This is a genomic window from Phyllobacterium sp. 628 (assembly GCF_014189505.1).
Lineage (GTDB): Bacteria > Pseudomonadota > Alphaproteobacteria > Rhizobiales > Rhizobiaceae > Phyllobacterium.
This window is the reverse complement of sequence record NZ_CP050301.1, coordinates 2,220,714-2,242,775: the sequence shown is the minus strand read 5'-3', so window position 1 is coordinate 2,242,775 and position 22,062 is coordinate 2,220,714. Positions and strand designations below refer to the sequence as shown.

Sequence of the window (22,062 nt, the reverse complement as noted above, 5' to 3'; positions counted from 1 at the left end):
ATGGCTGAGCTCAACTCGCTCGCAGAACTCGGTACTGCTGCCGCATCGACGCAGGCTGCTGCACCGGTTCATGTCCAGAAGCTTGATGCCAAGGGCCGTGCCTATGCAACCGGCAAGCGTAAGGATGCGGTTGCCCGCGTCTGGATCAAGCCAGGTTCCGGCAAGATCATCGTCAACGACAAGGAATACGGCAAGTATTTTGCCCGTCCGGTTCTGCAGATGATCCTGCAGCAGCCAATCGTTGCCTCTAACCGTGCTGGTCAGTATGACATCATTGCTACCGTTGCCGGTGGTGGTCTGTCCGGTCAGGCCGGTGCCGTTCGTCACGGCATCTCCAAGGCTCTCACCTACTTCGAACCTGCTCTGCGCGGCGTTCTGAAGAAGGGTGGTTTCCTCACACGCGATAGCCGCGTTGTTGAACGCAAGAAGTACGGCAAGGCGAAGGCCCGTCGTTCCTTCCAGTTCTCGAAGCGCTAAACCAGCGTTTCAATTGGACAGAACAGAAAGCGGGCCCTCGGGTCCGCTTTTTTGTTGCGCTGAACAGAGTTTTAGATAGCGTCGCTGCATATGTGGTACGTGGTTCGACAAGCTCACCATGAGGGAAGACGGTGCTGTAAGGGTAACCGGAAATATTGCAGAATATAGCTCCCTGCAATCCTCACTCTCCCTCATGGTGAGCTTGTCGAACCACGTATCTTGGTAGTGCCAGAATCTCCGGAGTTATAAATCCAATGCCCTCGAAGACTATCGATCACGCCTTCACTGCACGGACATTGACCAGTGCCGCCACGGACCCCACCCATGCGGGTGCGTTGTCGTTCATGCGCCGGCGTTACACCAAGAATTTGAACGGTGCGGAAGTCGTAGTCTGGGGCATTCCCTTCGATGCGGCGGTTTCCAACCGGCCGGGAGCACGGTTTGGCCCGCAGGCTATCCGGCGGGCATCGGCCATTTTTGACAATGACCCGCAATATCCGTTCCAGCGCGATCTCTTCGAGGATCTGGCTGTGATCGATTACGGCGATTGCCTGCTCGATTATGGCAACCATCAGAAAACACCGGCAATCATCGAACGGGAAGCCGCCAAGATTATCAAATCGGGGGCGTTCCTGCTGTCCATGGGCGGCGATCATTTCGTCACCTGGCCGATTCTGAAAGCCCATGCAGCCAAACACGGGCCAGTTGCGCTGGTGCAGTTCGATGCGCATCAGGACACATGGTATGATGACGGCAAGCGGATTGACCACGGTTCGTTTGTCGGACGGGCCGCCCGCGATGGCGTAATTGATCCCGCCCATTCCATTCAGGTTGGCATCCGCACCCATGCACCGGATGATTGCGGTCTGCAGATCGTCTATGGCTATGAAGTCGAGGAAATGTCTGCTGCCGAGATCGCCAAGGCGATTGTCAAGCGCACTGCAGGCAAGCCGGTCTATTTGACGTTTGATATCGATTGTCTTGACCCGGCTTTTGCTCCCGGTACAGGCACACCAGTTGCTGGCGGCCCGTCATCGGCGAAAATCCTCTCAGTGCTGCGGCACCTGACAGAATTGAACATTGTCGGTGCCGACGTTGTTGAAGTTGCCCCCGCCTATGATCATGCGGATGTGACGGCCATCGCCGGTGCCACAATAGCGATGTACTATCTGGGTATATTGGCGGAGAAAAAAGCCAAGCGATGAAGCTTGGAACAATCCATCCTGATGGCGACCTGATGCGATTTTCTGCGCTTCCGGTGCTCATGGACGAAAATGTCCACTGCGCTCCGGTTCTCGAAAACCACACCAGTTGCCTCATCAGGGCTGAATTTTCAAAACCTTGTTCCTATATTGAATCCGGTTTTCTCGATAACCCACTGAATACCAAGCTTCAAAGGCATATAACATGAAACCGAAAATCTTCATCGACGGCGAACACGGCACCACCGGTCTGCAGATCCGGACCCGGCTGGCAAACCGTCACGATCTGGAAGTCCTATCCATTCCAGAAGCCGAGCGGCGCAACAAGGAATTGCGTGCCGACTTTCTGAAGGGCGCAGACGTCGCCATTCTCTGTCTACCGGATGATGCATCCAAGGAAGCCGTTTCGATCCTCGAAGGTCACAACTCGACGCGGATTATCGACACATCCACAGCGCACCGGATTCATCCGGACTGGGCCTATGGCTTCGCCGAACTGGACCATGCCCAGCGGCAGAAAATCGCCGACGCGCGTCTGGTTGCCAACCCCGGTTGCTATCCAACCGGCGCGATCTCGCTTGCGCGGCCACTGCGCGATGCGGGTATCCTTCCCGGCGACTATCCAATCACTGTCAATGCGGTTTCCGGTTATACCGGTGGCGGCAAGCAGATGATTGCGCAGATGGAAGACCCTGCCAATCCGGAGCACATCAGCGCCAATAATTTCCTCTATGGTCTGCCGCTCAAGCACAAGCACGTGCCGGAATTGCAGACGCATGGCCATCTGGATCGCCGTCCTATTTTCAGTCCGAGCGTGGGCCGCTTTGCACAGGGCATGATCGTACAAGTTCCTGTCTTTACCGGTGATCTCAATGGAAATGCATCATTGGAAAGCATCCATGCGGCTCTGCAGGCGCATTATGACGGCCAAGATATCGTGCAGGTCGTACCGTTGGCCGAAAGCGCCGGTCTGGTCCGGATCGACGCGGAAGAACTGCGCGATACGGACATTATGAAGCTGTTTGTACTGGGTACCCCGGGTCAGGGAGAGGTCAATCTGGTGGCGCTTCTCGACAATCTCGGCAAAGGTGCTTCAGGCGCGGCAGTGCAAAATCTGGATCTTATGTTGAAGCATGGCTGATAGCATACACGAGACCTTTCCTGCCGAATGGCAGATATCTTCTCCTGAATTGCTCGTTGAAACCCATACCAGCCGCATCATCAAGGTGCGGCTGGCGGATGGTTCGCCTGCGATCGTCAAGGCGCTCAACAAGATCGGGGTGGAGAACGAATTACGCGGCGTCCATTATCTGGACTGGCACGATGGCAATGGTGCCATCCGTGTGCTGGCTGAGCACGGCAATCTGCTTCTGCTCGAATATGCTGGTAGCCGTACATTGCTCGATCATCTGAACGAGCATGGCGATAATGCTGCAACTGCAATTTCTGTGGATGTGCTGTTGAATCTGTTGGCCAATACAGGCAAAGGCAAATCCTTTGCATCTGACCTGAAGCCGCTACGGGAACAATATATCAGCCTGTTCACCAAGGCCGTTATTGACCGGAAGAACGGCTCTGACAGTCTGTTTGTCGAGGCTGCTGCCGTCGCCGATAATCTCCTGAGCAACCCGGTGGACACTCAGCCGCTGCATGGCGACGTGCATCATGAAAATATTCTGCTCGGCGAACGTGGCTGGCTGGCAATCGATCCTCAGGGGCTGCTCGGTGATCCTATGTATGACGTCGCCAATATGTTCTACAATCCAGTCGAACGGCAGGATTTGCGCGCCAATGATACGCGCGTTGCGACGATGGCGCTCACATTCTCCAGAGCATTCGACAGGGATATTCGGGCAATCCTCGGATATGCCATGTCACACGCCTGCCTTTCGGCATCGTGGCACACGGAAGACGAGAATTTCGAGGAAGCAGAACGCAGCCTTGATGTCGCCAGAGCGGTACAGCGCGTCCGCACGTCACTGGGTTGAGCGCCGCACCAGCCGGGCGACGCTGAAAAATGTTGCGACGCCGAGAACACCGACCGTGGCAGCCACCGACAATGCCAGTGTTGGTCCCAGCTTCTGCATGATGAAGGCAAAGATAAACGGCGCGGATGACGAAACGATCAACCGTGCCGAGGTGATCTTGCCAAGAACTTCGCCGTATCCCTGATGGCCGAACAGCACCAGCGGCAATGTCCCCTGCACGATGCTGTTGAGCCCAGACCCCATGCCGAAAAGCATAGCGAACAACACAGCGCCCACACCAATGGCATTGGTGTGGGCACGATCAACATCAGAAATGACAGCGGAATCAGAGCCGTCGACAATATCGCAATCGACATCGCCGAGAGCTTGTCGCCAAAGACCATATTCACTAGACGCGCAGCGAACTGCGACGGGCCGAAAAGTCCGCCAACCAGCACAGCCGAGGTGCCGACCCCCACGGCCGCAAGCACCGGCACCAGATGCACCAGCATGGCTGACAGCGAAAAGCTGGCGAAGGAAAAGGCCGTCATGATCAGCAGCAATGCAGTACGCCTGCTTTCCAGCGGCAAAGACCCGCCGATGACCTTTGATGGTTCTTCCACTGGCTCCCCGTGCAGTTTGGGCGAGCGTCGCGTCAGCCGCGACAGCCAAAAATGGATCGGGAAACAGATGAAAAACTGCAGCCCGGCGTAGAAGATGTAGATGTCACGCCAGCTCAATACAGTCAGCATGCGGGTTGCCAGCGGCCAGAACAAGGTCGAGGAAAATCCGGCGATCAGTGTCAGATAGGTGATACGACGCGGCGCCATCTGCGGGTCGATCTGGACGAGCACCGCAAACGCCGTGTTGTAAAGAATGAAGGGCGTTGCCATGCCGGTCGTCACCAGAGCCGGAGCGAACCACAACCAGTTCTGCGACAGGACACACAGGAGAAGGGACAAAGTGGCGGCCAGCGAGCCAAAAGTCATGACGCGCCCTGCCCCGAACCGATCAGCCCAACGGCCGGACCATGGGGAGACGATACCACCAATCAGGAGCGTGCCCGAGAATGCCGCATAGAGCCATTCACGCGACTGGCCGAACTCCTGCGCCATGGCGGGCTCCAGGATGCTGAAGCTGTAATAGAGTGTGCCGTAGCTGACGATCTGCGTGACTGCCAGACCTGTCACAGCGGCCGTGGAGCGTCTCGCACTTAAGATCATGGGTCTGGCTTTCGATACGGCGGGAAGCCGCGCCGACCTTAGTCAGCGAAGCTCTCAAATCACTACACCGAGTCTCGATGCAAATACAGATTGAGCATTACCGGCCTGAACTGATTTGCGTTTGCAAGGGATAGGCGCCCTTGGTGGCACGCCAATGCGCGACCGAGAAGCCCAGAATGACGATGGCAAAACCCTGATGCAGCAGGCCAAGGCTCATCGGCACCTGCATCAGCAAGGTTGTAATGCCGATTGCCGCCTGCAGAAGCACCAGCACAACCAGAAATATGGCCCGGCGGGCATGGGTTGTGCCGGGCGAACGGCGCACCGTGGAGATGGCCTGCAAGAGTGCCGCCAGCAATACGAAATAGGCAAAGCAGCGATGGATAAACTGGACGGTTTTGGGATTTTCGAAGAGATTGTGCCAGATCGGCTGGATAGGAAACAGGTCGCCCGGAATGACTGATCCATCCATTAGCGGCCATGTATTGTAGGAAAGCCCGGCATCAAGTCCGGCGACCAGCGCACCGAGATAAATCTGGATGAAGACGAAAACCACGAACCAGCCGGCAAAGCGCTGCGTGCTTTTGTCGGCGGATCGTTCAGAATAAACGGCCAGCCCCCGCGCCACATACATGACTGCGGCAAAGATGATGCAGGCCAGCGTCAGATGTGTCGCCAGTCGGTATTGGCTGACATCGACGCGTCCGGACAGGCCCGAAGCCACCATCCACCAGCCAACGGCACCCTGCAGGCCGCCAAGCGCCAGGATAGCGATCATGCGGGGTTTCAAAAGCTGTTCAAGACGGCCGGTGGCCCAGAAGAAGATCAGCGGAATCGCCACGAGAAAGCCAACGCCCCGCGCCAGAAAGCGATGTGACCATTCCCACCAGAAAATCCGCTGGAATTCGCCAAGGCTCATGCCCTTGTTCAGTTGCTCGTACTGGGGAATTTGCCGGTATTTGTCGAATTCTTCCATCCACTGATCATAATTCAATGGAGGAATGATGCCGTGAATGGGTTTCCACTCAGTAATGGAGAGGCCCGAGCCCGTCATACGCGTTGCACCGCCAACCAGTACAATCGTTGCAAGCACGATCAGCACCAGATAGAGCCAAAGGCGGATCAGCTTGCGATTGCGGGCTTCCTGATCTCGGGCGGAGGACACAGCCCCTTCGGACAATGTGTGGGCGGCCATTCAAAACACTCCTGTAGGGTGGCCGGATAGGTGCAGCATTAGCGCCGGGATGACAAGCCGGACTTACGCGACAAGCCGTCGCGTTTTCGGGGCCTCAAGGGCTTTTTTGCTTTTCGCGTGTAGTTTTACCGATTAGATGAGTACTTCAAATACATTGGAACTCGCATCTGGAATGGATTGATATGCCTGTAAGGCTCAAGAAACTCATCGGAACATTCCTGCTGGTCACACTGGTTTGCGTCTATGCCATCGTCGCTACGCTCTTCGCCGTTGTGCTTCTGGCCAATGCCAGCCCTTGGATCCATCTTCTGTATTTTCTGGGAACGGGCCTGCTTTGGGTCATTCCGGCCATGTTCATCATCAGTTGGATGGAAAAGGCGCCCAAAAAGAAGATTTGAGTTCAAGCCTGTATGACGCGCCGTCCCGCATTGGCGATCGGCGTTGTGACGCCGCTCATCATCGTCTGCGCATAAATCAGTTTCTGAAAACGTCCATTGATGGAAATTCGCGGCAGAGCATGCAAATTGTTGCGGTGCTCCGCATGAATGGTGCCATGCCGCGTGGTTACACCAGAAAGAAAGCCTTCGCTTGCGGCGATTTCTGCCTCGCGTCGTGCGGCTGCCTTGGCTGAACCATAGGGATAGGCAAAATGCTGCGGCCGTGCGCCAAGCTTGTCCTCGAGCATATCCGCTGACAGCTGCATCTCCTGCGCCACCATATCCGCGGTCAGTTTCTTCAGATTATAGTGGTGAACCGTGTGAGCGCCGATGGTGCATAACGGGTCGCTGTTGATCTGGCGAACCTCATTCCAGCTCATCACGTCACGATCCTGCGCCACGCCGCAAACGACACCATGCACCTCGCACAGATGACGCAGAACCGGCATCTGCTCCAGTTCGGTCAATGTATAGGAGAAATAGCGCATCATGGCATGAAAGGCCGCGCGCTTTTGAAAGAGCGTTCCGCAGCGCCATTCAGGACCGTTCGGGATCTTGATGTGATCGGCTTTGACGATAATGCTCTCGACAACTTCCCACCAAAGGACCGTTGCGCCCTCGATAAAGCCCGGCGCAACATAGACGGTGAATGGAACAGAATGTTTCTGGAACACGGGATAGGCGTGGTTCAGATTGTCGTTGTAGCCGTCATCGAGGGTAACAGCGACAAAACGCCGGTCTGAACGCTTTCCGGTTTTGACGTGTTCAACCACTTCATCCATGGAAATCAGCTCGGTTCCTTCGGCTTTCAGCGCGAGGATGATCTGTTCCAGAAATGCAGGTGTGATCGAAAGGGAGCGGGTTACGCCGAGCGGGCTGATACAATCCGGGCGTACACGATGCAGCATAATGACAGACCCGAGCCCACCGAAATGGTCGCGCGCAGTGGTGGCGAAACCGGTGTGCCACGCCAGTCGCATCACGGCCTTTCGTATCAAGTCGGCCGCGTGGACCATTCCTTCACCAATTCGCGCTATTCAAGCATTATGAGATAAGGTTATGACTGCCATTTCTTGCAGCCTAAATGTTTATATATGGTTGATCAACGTATCCCAATTGTCTGTAACGCTTCTTTCAATGGAACCAGCAATGCCGCTCCCGCAGTTTGAAGCAAAAATTGTTGCTGAGCCCATTGAGGCAGCGAAATCGTGGCAGGCGCTTCCAGAGGGATATGTTTGCGGTCCGGCACAAACGGCCGACTGGTTTTCCCTGTGGCAGGCCAATGTCAACCGGGACTGCCTGGTCGCGGTGCTCTCTTCGGCGGAAACAGCGGCTTTTGTTCTGCCGTTGGAGATCAGCCGGTCTGGACCGTTTTCCATCGCGACCTATCCCGGTGGACCCCATGCCAATTGCAATTTTCCTGCCGTTTCCCCTGCCCATCCGATCAGCACAGACGACTTGAACCGGTTGTTTGGTGCCCTGCATCAGGTGCGACCGGATATCGATCTGGTGGCTCTGGGGCGGCAACTTCCTCAACTGGGTGATTGCAGAAATCCACTCCTGCAACTTCCGAGCGGTAAAAACGCCAATGTCAGTCTTGCTATCGCGCTGGGTGGGGATTTCAGCACGGTACTTGAGCGCCACAGTGCCAAGCGCAAGAAAAAGAAACACCGGAGCAGCGCCCGGCAATATGACGAAGCTGGCGGTTTCCAGATTATCACCGCGGCCTCATCTGTTGAAACAGATGCGATGCTTGAAACCTATTTCACCAACAAAGCGGAACGGTTGGCCAAGGCCGGGATCAGCAACACCTATGAACCGGCGGGGATCAAGAATTTCTTCCAGCAACTTTTTGCCCGGCACGTGGACGGCAGACCTTCCCTTTTTCAGCTGAAAGCGCTGGAAGTTGCGGGGCGGCATCGCGCGGTGCTGGGAAAATCCTATGCCGGAACCCAGACATTCATCGATTTCATCGGCATTGTCGAAGACGAGTTGGTCAGTGCTAGTCCTGGCGAGTTCCTGTTCTATGAAGATATAGAAGACAGCTGCGCGACTGGTCGTGCCATTTACAGCTTCGGCATCGGCGATGAACCTTACAAGCGCGGCTGGTCCGATATCGAGACACCCACCTATGATACGCAGGTGAATCTTACAGCCAAGGGAAAGGCTTATGCCCTTTACCTCACTGCGCGCAGAACTGCGGTTCGAAAGATCAAGAGCAATGACAAGGTTTGGGCTGGCGTGAAGAAGCTGCGGTCCCGTATGTTCGGGCGGCGCTGATTTCTATGAATGAAGCGGCGCTCGCACATCTGCACGGCTGATCACACCGTCATCCAGAAGCAGAGCCCCGTCCTTGAATGGCGTCAGCAATTCGGGCTTGAACATTCCGGCGTCAAAAATTGCCATGGACGTATCTTTGACGTCTTTATCGTCGGGATCGACCAGACTGAGTATGATCTCAGTGCTGTCATTGACCAGATGATCCAGCTCGGCAGCCGTTGCCGGACCACTATCGACCATGACGAGATCATAGGCGGATTGCAGGGCATTGAGGATCATGGGCAGCCGCCCGATGGACTTCATCGCCTTTGCCGGATCGTAAATGCCGAGAGGAATGACTTCCGCCTGGGAATAGTGATCCGCATGGATGACGTCGCTGAATTGCTTTTCCGCAGCGAGAAGATCCGTAACACCCGCGAGATTCTGGCCATCGAGCATTGATTTGCCGATTTCGCCGGAACCGGTCATATCCAGCAGCACAATGCGCACCCCGCGATCCGCCAGTTCACGCACTAGAAGAATGGTCAAGGCAGATGCTTCATCACCTTCCGGCGAGACAACGACAGCCCTGGCTGCGCCGCTTGCCATCAACTTGTCGGCAACGGCGGATATGCCCGAGTGATCCGCGTGGTGGTCATGGCTTTCAGCGGCAGCTGTAAACACCGGTGTTGGCATAACAGGCAGCGGCTGCGGCTCTACTCTTGGCGCCATTACCACGACTGCTGGTGCGATGTTCTCCTCTGCAACAACCGTCGCCGGCTTTGTGGCAACAGGTCCTGTATCCGCCTTGATAGCTTTGACATCGGCAACATGAGCCGGGCGCAATGCGCGGCCACTGAACAATGCACTCAAAAGCGTGCCGATGCTCAGGGCCAGAAGCGAGGCGACGAAAGCTGCGATTGTCATCGGCAGTACTTTGGGGAAATAGGGCTCAACCGGCTTATCGGCACGAGAGAAGATACGGACATCCGCTGGCAGATACCCACGATCCGTGCGCGATGAAGCTTCGCGATAACGGGTGAGATAGGATTCGAGCAATTGACGCTGAGCGGCGGCCTCCCGTTCCAAAGCACGCAGTTCGACTTCTTCTTCGCCTGCTTTTGAAGACTGTGCCTTCAAACCATTCAAGGAGCGATTCAATTCAGTTTCACGCGCACGCGCGGTCTCTGCTTCGCTTTCCAGACCCGCAAGCACTTTACGCGCTTCCAGGCGTATCTGCTGGTTGAGATCAGCGAGCTGCGAGCGCAGCGCCTTGATGCGTGGGTGACCATCCAGCAGAGACGCAGACAGGTCAGCAATATCATTGTTGAGTTGTACCTGACGCTCGCGCAACCGCTGAATCAGCGGTGACGCCATGACGTCAGGCAATGTTTCGACCGGCGCGCCTTTGGCGAGCGCCGAGCGCACGCTTGCCGCCTTGGCTTCGGTGGCCGCCTTGTTGGCGCGCACGCGGGAGAGTTCCGACGAGAGTTCGGACAGTTGCTGGGTTGCCAGAACCGCATTGTTCTGGCCGATCAACAGGTCGGAGGAGCTCCGATAGGCGGCAACCTTGCCTTCTGCATCCTTTACCCGCTTGCTGAGATCAGCAATCTCCGGCTCCAGCCAACCTGTGGCATCGGCGTTCGATTGCGATTTCGATGCCTGCTGCGTTGATACATATTCATCTGCAATGGCATTGGGCAAGGAAGCTGCCAGTACGGGATCCTTGGACGAGAACTGGATAACAATGACGCGGGAGTTTTGGACGCTGTAGACAACGAGACGGTCACGTACAGCCTGCAGGATATAATCGTCACGGGCAGTCGCATCGGGATCCTTGGCAAGCCCAACACTGGCTAATATGCGCACGAGGGTCGATGGATCGGCATTCGCGGTCAGTTCGGGTTTGTTGCCCAGATCAAGCTTGGCAATCACCCGCTTTAAAAGATCGGACGAACCGATAAGCTCTACCTGGCTCTTAATTCCCTCCTGATCGAGAATTGGCCTGTCATCACCCTGATCGCCGCTCGGACGAGTGAAGACAGATTCGCGGGTCTCGATAAGAATACGGGTCTCCGCACGATATTTCGGCGAAATCAGCGTCAGAATGAGAAAAGCGACCAGCGTCAGAACAATGGCGCCGAGAAGAACGCGCACTCTGTTCTGCCATAGGCTGGCGAAAAGAGCACCGATATCAATATCTACGTCGCTATCGACAGAGCCAGCCCGAGGCATTCGTCACTCCACTATGAATGCCGCAATGGTAAAGACCTATGGTAACCAGCGGGTTAAAATATGCAAAACGATGCCAGCCCATGGTGCACACAACATTATAAACGCCTCGCAGCCGGCGATTGCTGCATGGTTTACCAGCCATTAACCCTAATGAACTGATAATCCCGCACAGAGTCGAGCAAATTCGTCGCAATTGTTGCAAGGGTTTTACGGTGTTCAGCAAGCAAATCTTCCTGGTGGCGATCAGTGTTGTGTCCATGACGCTTGGCGGCTGCGCTAGTTATCGCCCTGCCCCTGCTGCATTTCACGAGGCGCTCAACAAGCCTTACCTACTTGATGCCGGTGACCGGGTGCGCCTCACGGTGTTCGAACAGGAAGGGTTGACCAACACCTATAGTATCGATCAGGCCGGTTATATTTCTGTGCCATTGATTGGCAGCGTGCCTGCCCGAGGCAAGACCATCCAGCAGATCGAAGCGCAAGTGGCGGCGAAACTGCGCAAGGGTTATCTGCGCGATCCCGATGTTGCCGTTGACGTTGACCGCTACCGTCCGATCTTCGTCATGGGCGAAGTTGGCGCAGCGGGCCAGTATTCCTACGTGCCGGGATTGACTGCTCAAAAGGCCATCGCGATTGCCGGTGGCTTCAGTGCCCGCGCCAACCAGAAGGACGTGGATATTACACGCCAGTTCAACGGCGAAAGCCTGACAGGCCGCGTTACAATTTCCGATCCGGTGCTTCCTGGCGATACTGTCTATGTACGCGAGCGTTTCTTCTGATCGCTGGAGATGAGCGACAAACGATCCCTTCGTATCGTTCACTGCTTTCGCGCTCCGGTCGGCGGAATATTTCGTCATGTGCGTGATCTTATCGAAGCGCAAGTAAAGGCCGGACATCGGGTCGGCGTCGTATGCGATGCATCCACGGGCGGGGATTTTGAAGAGGCCTTGCTTGCGGAGATGGAGAGCAAGCTCACACTGGGATTGAAACGCCTTCCCATGCAGCGGCGGATTGGTCTCCGCGATATTGTCACAGCTGTTCGCACCTACCAGACAATCAAGCAAATGCGTCCTGACGTTTTGCACGGTCATGGGGCAAAGGGCGGCGCCTACGCCCGGATGTTCGGCTCGATCGTGCGGATGCGGGGAATACGGGTTGCACGATTCTATTCCCCCCATGGCGGCAGCCTGCACTACGATCCGGCGACCACCGCGGGACGTGTGATTTTCCAGATCGAGAGAATCATGGAGCGGATGACTGACCGCATCATCTTTGTATCGAAGTTCGAACAGGATACCTACAAGCGCAAGATCGGCGAGCCGCGTTGTCAATCAACTCTCATCTATAACGGTCTGGCGGATAGCGACTTCGACCCGGTAGTTCCCGGCGAGGGAGCTGCAGATTTTCTTTTCATCGGCGAACTGCGCGACCTGAAAGGCCCTGATATTTTTATCGATGCCCTGAAAAAAGCTAGCAATGCAGGCGGGCGAATCCTGACGGGCATTATGGTTGGCGATGGCAAGGAGCGGTCCGCCCTCATTGCACAAGCTGAAGCGCTGGGTATAAGCGAGCATATACGCTTCCTGATGCCCATGAAGGCCCGGGAAGCCTTTCGCCTCGCCAATATCGTTGTCATTCCATCCCGCGCGGAGGCCCTGCCCTATATCGTGCTCGAAGCTCTTGCCGCCGGGCGCCCTGTTATCACCACGCGAGTCGGCGGCATTCCGGAAATATTGGGCGAGACTTCGCCTGCTCTTGTTCAACCTGAGGCAAACCAGCTCTGCGAACGAATGATAGCTGTTCTCAGTGCCCCTTCGACCTTTAAAGAAGCCCTCCCCGACGTGGATATACTCAGGCAAAAATTCAGCATCGAAACGATGGCAGCCAAGCTGGAAGCGGAGTATTTTGCTGCACTGAACAAACCAGCGTAGCAGCAAAGCGCAGTAGCAAGCGATTAGTTCTATTCGCTCTGGTTATAGTTGCCAGAAATTAAAGTCATTTTCCACGGCGCGTGTTTGCATCTATTTCCACGTGACCTGTCGGTTTCCTGGAAATCTCGATGCGTAAACCTCTAGCATTTTGAATGACATATGGCTGTTGAAGCACAATTCGAAGGTAACTGGGTTTCAGGCGGTGCTCACGACAGCAATGGGTCCGGCATCCTTTCATGTGACGTTTGCAATCTCACGCAGACCAGCATCACCTATGCCGAAAACATCGGTTACGTTGAGATAACGGCCTGCGGGCAAACGGAGATGCTCAATGTCGTCATTCTCATGAATGGCGCACTGACCGTTTGTTTTAATGAGGACGTCCTCCACACGCTTGCTCCCGGAAACGCAGCTTGTTTGCCAAACCATGCCGGGATGAAAATCAAGATTCATCCGGGAAGCCGTTGGATTAACTTTACGATTCCAATCAATGCCTTACGCAAGACTTTTGAAGAATGGACACAGAAGCCACTGCCAAGAGAACTCTATGTGCCATATTTCTACACATTCTCAAAAAATACTGTTTTAGAGCTTGGCCAGACATTCCAGCAGGCTTGCAATGAAGTGCGCAATGCCCAACGAGCCGAACGGAAGGCACTTGCGGACGTTTATGAGCGGTTGCTTCTCATAAAACTGTTCGCCTCAAGATCAGATGGTGAGGATATCGACGCTGGTCTACCACCTTCAGTAGAGCGCGCAGAGACATTTATGCGCGCTAATCTCTGCAACCCGATTACCATTCACGACGTTGCAACAGCGGCGCGCTGCAGTCCGCGAACACTGCAACGGCTTTTCATGAAATATCGCGGCACACACCCAATGAATACTTTTCGTTATCAGCGGCTCTCGGCTGCCTACGAGGCCATTATGCGTGGTGAGCTGTACAGTACCGCCGCAATTGCCGGACGGTTCAGGTTTTCCAGTGTCAGTCGCTTTTCTGCTCTTTTCCGTGAAGCTTACGGCACGACACCGTCTGAAATGATCCGGTTTTACCGTACCAGAAACTAGGATTAGGCCCTATTAAGCTTTCCATTCAACAAGTGCACGCTGCACGCTTTCCGCAATCGAGATGATTGCGGACGTAATCTCTCTATCCTCCCACCCGGCAATGGATGCTTCGCATACCAGATCGAGCAGAGTGTCCTCCACAGCCATCTGGCATTCTCTCACTCTCCGCGGATCATTCTTCAAATGTCTTGGTTTTGGTACAGCCATATTTGTCCCCGTGTCCTGTTTGACCAATTGCAATTGAAAATCAGAGGTCCTCAAGTGCCATTTGGCATTACTCAAAGGAACAACCGCCGGCGGGTACTCTGGGTCCAATTGCTCTTTAAAATCGCAAGCAATTTAAAGCCTTTGTCGCCTCTCCCGGGTAAAATCCGGCAGCGACGTGTTTTAGCAATCGCGTGTGAAACAAAGTGTTCGCAGCCCTCCACGCTTAAAAATACGACAGCACACAAGACCAAAGTCTAATGCCACCGTTGTTGCCAAATAGGCACAATCACGCGCCTGTGAAAAATGATTTTAAGTTATAGAAATCATAGCTTGAGGGAATAAACCTTAAACGCGAGAGCAACACGCGCCGCTCCCTCGTAAGTTGTATTTTCACGCAAGCCTTTTTTAGCTCATCCGTGTTATGACAAATGAATAGAATTCATTAGGGTGGAGCATGAAAGACCGAAAAGGCGAATCCAAGTTTTCGCGCGATGTTGTTCGCAACCTCGCAGCCGAATCTGCGTCCAAACCGGTGCAAAAGGCTACCCTGAGCCCTGTTGCCCATCAGATTGCATCGCAATATGCGCGCAACAGCAATTCGCCTGTCATGGTCAGCGGCACCATGCGCATCCTCGAGTTCCTGATCATCGTCCTGACCGGTATTGCAGTTTTCCTGATCTATGTGGGTCCGACATCGACCGCTATCTTGAGTTACTCCGTGGGAATCCTCGCAACTGCAGTTGTGGGCGTGCTGATTCTTGAACTCACCGACAGTTACCAACTCTCGGTGATGCGCAATCCATTCGCCAAGTTCGGACGCCTGCTGCTTGCCTGGTCGAGCACTTTTGCGCTGATGGCGCTGGCCGCATTCTTCATGAAGATTTCCGAAGCCTATTCGCGTGTCTGGCTCGTCGGCTGGTACGTGTCAGGCCTCGTTCTTTTCGTTGTATTTCGAGTCATCATGTCCCGGCTCATTCGCCGCTGGGCCAGAAATGGCAAGATGGAGCGGCGCGCAGTGATTGTCGGCGGCGGCAAACCCGCTGAAGATCTGATCCGTTCCATCGAACAGCAGCCATACAACGATATCCGCATCTGCGGCGTGTTCGACGATCGCGACGCCAAGCGTTCGCCGCCGATTGTTGCAGGCTATCCAAAGCTTGGAAACATTTCGGAGCTGATTGAATTTGCGCGCATCGCCCACATCGATATGTTGATCGTATCACTGCCGATTACTGCTGAGGAACGCGTCCTGGCGCTTTTGAAGAAGCTTTGGGTGCTGCCCGTGGATATCAGACTGTCGGCGCACAACAACCATTTGCAGTTCCGGCCACGCGCCTATTCCTATATCGGCTCGATTGCCATGATCGACCTGTTCGACAAGCCGATCAATGATTGGGATTCGGTTGCCAAGCGGGCATTCGATATTTTCTTCAGTCTGTTCGGCATCATCGTTTTCAGCCCGGTCATGCTGGCCACGGCCCTTGCAATCCGATTGGAAAGCAAGGGTTCGGTCATTTTCAAACAGCAGCGGCACGGCTTTAACAACGAAATCATAGAGGTCTGGAAATTCCGCTCGATGTATACGGAAATGTGCGACCCGACTGCCCGCAATGCGGTGGTAAAAAACGATCCGCGCGTGACCCGAGTCGGGCGCATCATCCGCAAGACTTCGCTCGACGAACTACCGCAATTTTTCAACTCCTTGATGGGTACGCTGTCGCTTGTGGGGCCACGGCCGCACGCTATTTCGGCGCATACGCACAATCTTCTCTATAACGAAGTTGTGGATGGTTATTTTGCCCGTCACAGGGTCAAACCCGGCGTTACAGGCTGGGCGCAGATCAACGGCTGGCGCGGTGAAATCGATACGGAAGACAAGATCAAGATGCGCACGGAATTCGATCTTTATTATATCGAAAACTGGTCATTGTGGTTTGATCTGAAGATCCTGTTCCTGACGCCGGTGCGCTTGCTCAACACGGACAATGCCTATTGAGCACCGCGGTCCAAAGTACCGGTTTGAATGGAGTTGGCGGGGCCGAAAGAAACCGCGCGTTGGGCAGGCTTGCCTCATCAGCCGCCGTAGCATTCGGCATCTTTCTCAGCGGCTTTGTCATCAATGAACCCGCACCCTACGACCTCTTCATGGCGGGGCTTATCGTTATCTGGGCGCTGTTTGGCCTGCGTTTCTCCCGAACGGGCGTTGTGCTGCTCGCTATATTGATTGTCTTCAATCTGGGCGGCTGGTTATCCGTGGCACAGATGCCGGATCTGAAGACAGCGCCGATGTATATGGCAGTCTCGCTGTTCCTTGCGTTCACATCGGTCTTTCTCGCAGCCATTATCGAGAGTAATCACCGGCTTTTGCCCGTGATTTTCAATGCGTATGTTGCCGGTGCCGTGGTAACGGCGCTGCTCGGTATTCTTGGCTATTTCAATGCGTTTCCCGGTGCCGAGGTGTTTACGCGCTATGGGCGTGCCATGGGCGCCTTCAAAGACCCCAACGTTTTCGGGCCGTTTCTCGTTCTTCCCATCGCATGGCTCGTACACGGCATATTGGCGGGCAATCTGCGGGCATTGCCCGTCCGCCTGATCCCTACCCTGATCCTCACTCTGGGTGTTTTTCTTTCGTTTTCCCGCGCCGCATGGGGAATGGTGGTTATTGTTATCGCAGGACTCGCGCTGGCGCTTTTTATTAGAAGCTCCAGCCGCATTTTCCGCCTGAGGATTATTCTTCTATCCGGGCTTGCTGTTGCTGTTCTTCTGGTTGCCATTCTGATTGCCCTGCAAATCCCGAGTGTCGCGGAGCTGTTTACGGCGCGCGCGCAACTGGTGCAGGACTATGATGATGCGCAGTTTGGCCGGTTTGCCCGCCACTGGTATGGCCTGCTCATGTCCATCGACCATCCGCTTGGCATTGGTCCTTTGGAATTCGGACCGATCTTCGGTGAAGACACGCACAATATCTGGTTGAAGGCCGCGCTGGATTATGGCTGGATCGGCTTCATCAGCTATCTCACACTGACTATGCTGACACTTGGATTGGGATTACGCATCCTCTTTCGGGAGCGACCGTGGCAACCCTTTCTCCTCTGCGCCTATCTGACGTACGTGGCACAGGTTGTGATCGGTAATGTCATTGATACGGACCATTGGCGGCATTTTTATATTCTCGTTGGAATCATATGGGGCTGCGCTGCACTGGAGGCACGCCATGGCCTGCAACCATCATTCGCCATCAATAACACTTCTACTAAACCGCCGATTGAATAAATGTCGCAAAGTGTTCTGCATCGCCGGAATTCGATATAGTTATTCTCATCCATCTATTCATCGCCGATAAATTTTATTCATATAAGAAAAGAAGAAGCAATCCATAATATAGATTTAATATACTCTCCCTGTGCGCATTGAAAACCCACCGCTCTCCATGTAAGATCATGTCATTATTAGAAAAACTCATCCCAATATGAGTTTTATTCTATTGGTATGTCACTGCACTGGAGAAGAATGGGTGGAAATCGTAGTTGACATTTTTAGATGCCGATAATCCCAATTATTCGAAAGCCGATGGAGAGCTCATGCAGCAGGCGCTGGATGAGGCGGCGAAAAAACTGAAAATTAACAATGAATCGGATCCGGAGCGCAAAGTACTTGCCCGGTTTATCCGCGCAGCTTTCATTATCGGCAACAGAGATGCGGAAGCTATGGCGAGTTTTGCGGCAGATGCGGTTCTGGTCAGACGCAGGGCGGCCGAAAGCAGCAGCCGGTTTAACCTCGGAAGCTACCGATAAACTGACGAAACGCCGGGGATGCAGCATCGCTAAACATTGTTTCCGGCGCGCCATCGCTGTCGATCTGGCCTTCCCGCATAAAGATCACACGGTTTGAAACGTTGCGGGCGAAACTCATCTCGTGCGTAACCACAAGCATTGTCATGCCTTCTTCGGCCAGTGAGCGCATCACCCTAAGCACCTCGCCAACCAGTTCAGGATCAAGTGCCGATGTTGGCTCGTCGAAGAGCATGACCTTGGGCTTCATTGCCAGTGACCGGGCTATGGCGGCCCGCTGCTGCTGACCGCCAGAGAGATGTGCCGGATAGGCATGGCGTTTCTCGGCAATCCCAACCTTTTCGAGGAGCGCTTCAGCTTCGGCGATGCATTCAGCTCTCGGCCGCTTCAGGACATGCACCGGTCCTTCAATCAGATTTTGCAGGATGGTCATATGCGACCAGAGATTGAAGGACTGGAACACCATGCCAAGTTCAGCACGGATATGATCCACCTGCCTGGAACTGACAGGGATATTCTTTCCCTGCTTCTTGACCATCTGGATTTGCTCGCCATCCACCCAGATTTCGCCTTCATCCGCAATTTCAAGCAGATTGATACACCGCAGGAATGTGGATTTTCCCGATCCACTCGATCCGAGAATGGAAATGACATCGCCATCATGCGCTTCAAGAGAAATGCCGCGCAGAACTTCCAACTCACCAAAGCTCTTGCGGATATTGCGAACCGAAAGCCGGTTGGCAGTTGCTGTCGCGTTGTCGATCTGCTGGTCTTGCAACATGGTTTAATCCTTACGGCAAACGCGGAGCGGCGCGCCGGTGGCGGGAAAGACGGTGCTCCAGCAGCGCTGTCGCCTGCAGGATCAGAAAATTGAGCACGAGATAGATTGCTGCAGCACAAAGAAATACTTCCATGGTGCGATAGGTCTGTGAGATCAGCCGTTGGGCTACACCTGTCACTTCCCAGACAGTAACAAGGCTGGCTAGCGCTGTCGATTTCACCATCATTACAATTTCGGTTGAATAGGCCGGAAGCGCATGCCGGAACGCAATCGGTCCGATGATGCGCCTAACAAGAAGAAAGCCTGACATGCCAATAGATCGGGCGGCTTCGATTTCCCGCGCTGGCACCGCCCGCAAACCGCCGCGGAAAATTTCGGCGGTATAACCACCGGTGCATAAAGCCAGTGAGAGGACAGCACAGACAAATGGCTCACGCAGGAAAGGCCAAAGAAAACTGTAACGAATGAAACCAAACTGCCCGAGACCGTAAAATACCAGAAACATCTGGATCAGCAGCGGCGAGCCGCGAAACACGAAGATATAACCCTTGGCGAAATTGCGCACGACCGGGTTTTTGGCAACACGCATCCAAACGATCAGGAGTGCCAGCAATCCGCCGAAAAAGATCGACAGAAAGAACAGTGCCAGCGTCATCGGCACCGCCGCCAGCAAAGTCTTCATGGTTTGAAAGAGGAACGCAAAATCCATGACCGTGCCTCAGGCCTGACTGAATGAGGAAGGCATGCTGCGATTGGCACGCCTTTCAGCCCCGGTGAAGAGACGATCAGAAAGGGCAGTCAAAACGAGATACAGGCAGCCACCGACGACGAAGAACAGAAGGTATTGCCGCGTTGAGCCTGCTGCGACTTGGCTCGTGCGCATAAGATCGGCCAAGCCTGTCACCGAAACCAGAGCCGAATCTTTGAGGCTTAGCTGCCAGACATTGCCTATGCCGGGAATAGCAAACCGTAGCACCTGTGGTGCGATGATACGCCGGAAGCGCAGGCCGCGATGCATGCCGATAGCTTCAGCCGCTTCCAGTTCGCCTTTTGGGATGGCCAGAAACGCGCCGCGATAGACCTCAGCCTGATAGGCGCCGGAAATAATCCCCACCGCCAGTGCACCTGCGGCAAAGGATGGCAGGCCGAGAAAGCCTTCGTAGCCGAGGTAACGGCCTATTGCCGTGACTGCACCTGAGCCCCCGAAATAGATCAGGTAGATGATCAGGAGCTCAGGAACACCACGAAAGACCGTCGTGTAGATATTTCCCAGCGTTCGGAGAAACTTGTTGCCGGAAAGCTTAGCGGCAGCAACCATCGTACCAAGGATAGCCCCGATGATAAGGGCAACCGTCGTTACACAAAGCGTCATCAGGGCAGCGACGATCAACAGACCGCCCCAACCCTTTTGACCAAATCCGAGCACTTCGAATATCCACATCAGCAGACGTCCTGTCTCGCGACCAGCGGTTACGGGCTAACGTCCGTCTTGAACCACTTCATCGACAGGGTTTTGACGGTACCGTCGGCGAGTGCCGCTGTAATGGCCTTGTCAAACATTGCCTTCAAATCCGTATCGGCTTTGCGCAACCCGAGACCTTCACCAATACCGAAGATCGTACCGCCGAATTCAGGGCCTGTGAAAACCAGCGCACCATTGGCTTTTTCGAATGTGGTGCCGAAATACACGGCATCATCGAAAGCCAAATCAATGCGGCCGGACTCAAGGTCCAGATCGCGTTCCGCGCCGGTCTTGTATTCACGTACAGTCGCGATACTGCCGAAATTGTCATAGATGAACTTGGCATAGACCGTGGCAGCCTGAATACCGATGGTCTTGCCTTTGAAGGCGGTCTTCATTGCTTCAACTTCCGCAACACCGGTCTGGCCCGGGGTAAGCTTCAGAACTGACCCGGTTCCGGCAGCATTGGCCAGCGGACTGTCTTTTTGCGTAGCGAAACCCGCATGGGTATTGGCATAAGGAATTGAAAAATCGATGACCTGTTTGCGCTCTTCCGTTACCGAGAGCGCATCCATGATAACGTCAAACTTACCGGCATTAAGCGCTGGAATCATGCCGTCCCAATCGGAAGCGACGAGTTTGCACTCAACCTTCATCTGGGCGCAGAGATACGCTGCAAGCTCAGGCTCAAAACCGCCGAGCGTTCCATCGGGATTGGTAACATTCCATGGCGCATAAGCGCCTTCGAGCGTGATGGTGACGGTTTTCCATTCTTTTGCGTCAGCAGCAGACATGGAAAGTGCAGAGAGCGCCAGCGCTCCCGACAGCAAGAGCTTGTACAATTTCATCAGCCTTCTCCTCTTGAGGTTGGCATTAATATGAATCCCATGTTCCCGTGCCACGCTCCGGTGGCTTCTGGATTTTCCTGTCCAATATTGCTGGCTGGAAAATCGCTTTTGTCTGTGCTCAAGTTGTATATGGTACCTTATGATATCCCTTGTGCTGTGCAAGAGGGAAAGTCACGACAGAGGCAAAATTTAATCCTGCACAAGGAATGAGCATATGAAAGGCAGTGCGATGACAAATGCCATGCTCAAGCGACGACCTGCTTTCGATGATCATGCGCCGGTTTATGCCGGTGTGAAGCAGATGATCCTCAGCCGTATTCACAGTGGTGAATGGCCGCCGGAACATCGTGTCCCCTCGGAAAATGAGCTTGTTGCTGGGTTGGGCGTCAGCAAGATGACGGCCAACCGCGCCTTGCGGGAACTCGCCAATGAGGGCGAACTGGTGCGTATTCGCGGGGTTGGCTCCTTTGTTGCTGCGCGCAAAGGGCATTCAACATTGTTTGAAGTGCGCAACATCGCCGACGAGATCACCGAGCGCGGCCATGTTCATCAGGCAACAGTCGTTCTTCTGGCAAAGGTCCGGGCTTCATGTGCCGTAGCCGATGCGCTGGAATTGCCGGTCGACGCTCCCGCCTTCCACTCGCTGGTGGTGCATAGCGAGAATGGCATTCCGGTGCAGATCGAGGACCGTTTCGTCAATCCTGCGGCGGCACCGGAATATCTCATGCAAGACTTTACCGCATCGACACCCAACGTTTATCTCTCGGCCAATGCGCCGCTCAGCGGATCAGAACATATTGTCGAAGCAGCCATGCCAACATCCGAGGAATGCCGGTTGCTCGATATTTTGCGGACCGAACCGTGCCTTGCCATCCGCCGCCGCACCTGGTCGGGAAAAACCGTGGTATCCTTGGTTCGGCTGATCTATCCGGGAAAACGCTATCGGCTGGAATCGCGAACGGGCAAGACCGGTTAGCAT

23 protein-coding genes are annotated in these 22,062 nt (G+C 54.5%); 13 read left to right on the top strand and 10 right to left on the bottom strand.

Features of this window, described 5'->3' with window-relative positions; genetic code table 11:
* From rpsI to HB779_RS12620, 4 genes are all read left to right on the top strand, one after another.
* On the top strand, positions 1-477 hold the full coding sequence (gene rpsI / locus HB779_RS12635; protein WP_188342737.1) for a 30S ribosomal protein S9: 477 nt from the start codon (positions 1-3) through the stop codon (positions 475-477).
* 254 nt (positions 478-731) lie between these two features.
* Positions 732-1,682, top strand: a complete 951-nt coding sequence (gene speB, locus HB779_RS12630; RefSeq protein ID WP_188342736.1) for an agmatinase — start codon at positions 732-734, stop codon at positions 1,680-1,682.
* A 202-nt stretch (positions 1,683-1,884) separates the two neighbouring features.
* Complete coding sequence (gene argC, locus HB779_RS12625; protein WP_188342735.1) at positions 1,885-2,820, top strand: N-acetyl-gamma-glutamyl-phosphate reductase; 936 nt, start codon at positions 1,885-1,887, stop codon at positions 2,818-2,820.
* A complete protein-coding gene (locus tag HB779_RS12620; RefSeq protein WP_188342734.1) occupies positions 2,813-3,667 on the top strand; it encodes an aminoglycoside phosphotransferase family protein in 855 nt (284 codons plus the stop codon). The genes argC and HB779_RS12620 overlap by 8 nt, the downstream gene beginning before the upstream one ends.
* On the opposite strand, the gene HB779_RS25735 is transcribed toward HB779_RS12620, so the two are convergent.
* The 3 genes from HB779_RS25735 to HB779_RS12610 all read right to left on the bottom strand — a co-directional run bounded on the left by HB779_RS25735 (position 3,656) and on the right by HB779_RS12610 (position 6,064).
* Positions 3,656-3,865 (bottom strand): hypothetical protein, encoded by a 210-nt coding sequence (locus tag HB779_RS25735; protein ID WP_371823849.1) that lies wholly within the window; start codon positions 3,863-3,865, stop codon positions 3,656-3,658. The two genes, HB779_RS12620 and HB779_RS25735, sit on opposite strands and share 12 nt — an antisense overlap.
* Positions 3,805-4,869: an MFS transporter gene (locus HB779_RS12615; RefSeq protein WP_371823848.1), complete on the bottom strand. Its 1,065-nt coding sequence runs from the start codon at positions 4,867-4,869 to the stop codon at positions 3,805-3,807. The genes HB779_RS25735 and HB779_RS12615 overlap by 61 nt, the downstream gene beginning before the upstream one ends.
* 97 nt (positions 4,870-4,966) lie before the next feature.
* Complete coding sequence (locus tag HB779_RS12610; protein ID WP_188342733.1) at positions 4,967-6,064, bottom strand: COX15/CtaA family protein; 1,098 nt, start codon at positions 6,062-6,064, stop codon at positions 4,967-4,969.
* Between the two features lie 182 nt (positions 6,065-6,246).
* Here HB779_RS12610 and HB779_RS12605 point away from each other — a divergent pair, with 182 nt between their 5' ends.
* Positions 6,247-6,462 (top strand): DUF2842 domain-containing protein, encoded by a 216-nt coding sequence (locus HB779_RS12605; protein WP_188342732.1) that lies wholly within the window; start codon positions 6,247-6,249, stop codon positions 6,460-6,462.
* A gap of 2 nt (positions 6,463-6,464) precedes the next feature.
* Here HB779_RS12605 and HB779_RS12600 read toward each other — a convergent pair whose 3' ends face one another.
* Positions 6,465-7,481, bottom strand: a complete 1,017-nt coding sequence (locus tag HB779_RS12600; RefSeq protein WP_244642630.1) for a polysaccharide deacetylase family protein — start codon at positions 7,479-7,481, stop codon at positions 6,465-6,467.
* A 169-nt stretch (positions 7,482-7,650) separates the two neighbouring features.
* Between HB779_RS12600 and HB779_RS12595 the strand changes: the two genes are divergently transcribed.
* Positions 7,651-8,781, top strand: coding sequence for a GNAT family N-acetyltransferase (locus tag HB779_RS12595; protein ID WP_188342730.1), 1,131 nt, complete (start codon positions 7,651-7,653; stop codon positions 8,779-8,781).
* 3 nt (positions 8,782-8,784) lie between these two features.
* Here HB779_RS12595 and HB779_RS12590 read toward each other — a convergent pair whose 3' ends face one another.
* Positions 8,785-10,995 carry a GumC family protein gene (locus HB779_RS12590; RefSeq protein WP_188342729.1) on the bottom strand — a complete coding sequence of 737 codons (2,211 nt, stop codon included), beginning with the start codon at positions 10,993-10,995 and terminating at the stop codon, positions 8,785-8,787.
* Positions 10,996-11,252: 257 nt separating this feature from the next.
* Here HB779_RS12590 and HB779_RS12585 point away from each other — a divergent pair, with 257 nt between their 5' ends.
* From HB779_RS12585 to HB779_RS12575, 3 genes are all read left to right on the top strand, one after another.
* Positions 11,253-11,774, top strand: a complete 522-nt coding sequence (locus HB779_RS12585) for a polysaccharide biosynthesis/export family protein (protein ID WP_188345907.1) — start codon at positions 11,253-11,255, stop codon at positions 11,772-11,774.
* Between the two features lie 9 nt (positions 11,775-11,783).
* Positions 11,784-12,926 carry a glycosyltransferase family 4 protein gene (locus HB779_RS12580; RefSeq protein WP_188342728.1) on the top strand — a complete coding sequence of 381 codons (1,143 nt, stop codon included), beginning with the start codon at positions 11,784-11,786 and terminating at the stop codon, positions 12,924-12,926.
* A gap of 159 nt (positions 12,927-13,085) precedes the next feature.
* Complete coding sequence (locus HB779_RS12575; RefSeq protein ID WP_188342727.1) at positions 13,086-13,994, top strand: helix-turn-helix domain-containing protein; 909 nt, start codon at positions 13,086-13,088, stop codon at positions 13,992-13,994.
* A 12-nt stretch (positions 13,995-14,006) separates the two neighbouring features.
* Here the strand turns inward: HB779_RS12575 and HB779_RS25605 are convergent, their stop codons facing one another.
* Positions 14,007-14,141 (bottom strand): hypothetical protein, encoded by a 135-nt coding sequence (locus tag HB779_RS25605; protein ID WP_256440600.1) that lies wholly within the window; start codon positions 14,139-14,141, stop codon positions 14,007-14,009.
* Between the two features lie 514 nt (positions 14,142-14,655).
* Between HB779_RS25605 and HB779_RS12570 the strand changes: the two genes are divergently transcribed.
* The 3 genes from HB779_RS12570 (at position 14,656) to HB779_RS12560 (ending at position 17,995) form a co-directional block, all read left to right on the top strand.
* Positions 14,656-16,197, top strand: a complete 1,542-nt coding sequence (locus HB779_RS12570; RefSeq protein WP_188342726.1) for an undecaprenyl-phosphate glucose phosphotransferase — start codon at positions 14,656-14,658, stop codon at positions 16,195-16,197.
* Positions 16,194-17,474 (top strand): O-antigen ligase, encoded by a 1,281-nt coding sequence (locus tag HB779_RS12565; protein WP_188342725.1) that lies wholly within the window; start codon positions 16,194-16,196, stop codon positions 17,472-17,474. Before HB779_RS12570 ends, HB779_RS12565 begins: the two co-directional genes overlap by 4 nt.
* Positions 17,475-17,782: 308 nt before the next feature.
* Positions 17,783-17,995: a hypothetical protein gene (locus HB779_RS12560; RefSeq protein WP_188342724.1), complete on the top strand. Its 213-nt coding sequence runs from the start codon at positions 17,783-17,785 to the stop codon at positions 17,993-17,995.
* On the opposite strand, the gene HB779_RS12555 is transcribed toward HB779_RS12560, so the two are convergent.
* Genes HB779_RS12555 through HB779_RS12540 form a run of 4 tightly spaced genes read right to left on the bottom strand, consistent with a single transcriptional unit; the run spans position 17,973 to position 21,083 of the window.
* Positions 17,973-18,773, bottom strand: coding sequence for an ABC transporter ATP-binding protein (locus HB779_RS12555; protein WP_188342723.1), 801 nt, complete (start codon positions 18,771-18,773; stop codon positions 17,973-17,975). The genes HB779_RS12560 and HB779_RS12555 overlap by 23 nt on opposite strands.
* Before the next feature lie 10 nt (positions 18,774-18,783).
* Positions 18,784-19,482 (bottom strand): ABC transporter permease, encoded by a 699-nt coding sequence (locus HB779_RS12550; protein WP_188342722.1) that lies wholly within the window; start codon positions 19,480-19,482, stop codon positions 18,784-18,786.
* A 9-nt stretch (positions 19,483-19,491) separates the two neighbouring features.
* Positions 19,492-20,214 carry an ABC transporter permease gene (locus HB779_RS12545; protein ID WP_188342721.1) on the bottom strand — a complete coding sequence of 241 codons (723 nt, stop codon included), beginning with the start codon at positions 20,212-20,214 and terminating at the stop codon, positions 19,492-19,494.
* A gap of 29 nt (positions 20,215-20,243) precedes the next feature.
* Positions 20,244-21,083: a transporter substrate-binding domain-containing protein gene (locus HB779_RS12540; RefSeq protein WP_188342720.1), complete on the bottom strand. Its 840-nt coding sequence runs from the start codon at positions 21,081-21,083 to the stop codon at positions 20,244-20,246.
* A gap of 241 nt (positions 21,084-21,324) precedes the next feature.
* On the opposite strand from HB779_RS12540, the gene hutC reads away from it, so the two are divergent.
* Positions 21,325-22,059, top strand: a complete 735-nt coding sequence (hutC, locus tag HB779_RS12535) for a histidine utilization repressor (protein ID WP_244642358.1) — start codon at positions 21,325-21,327, stop codon at positions 22,057-22,059.
* Positions 22,060-22,062 lie beyond the last annotated feature (3 nt).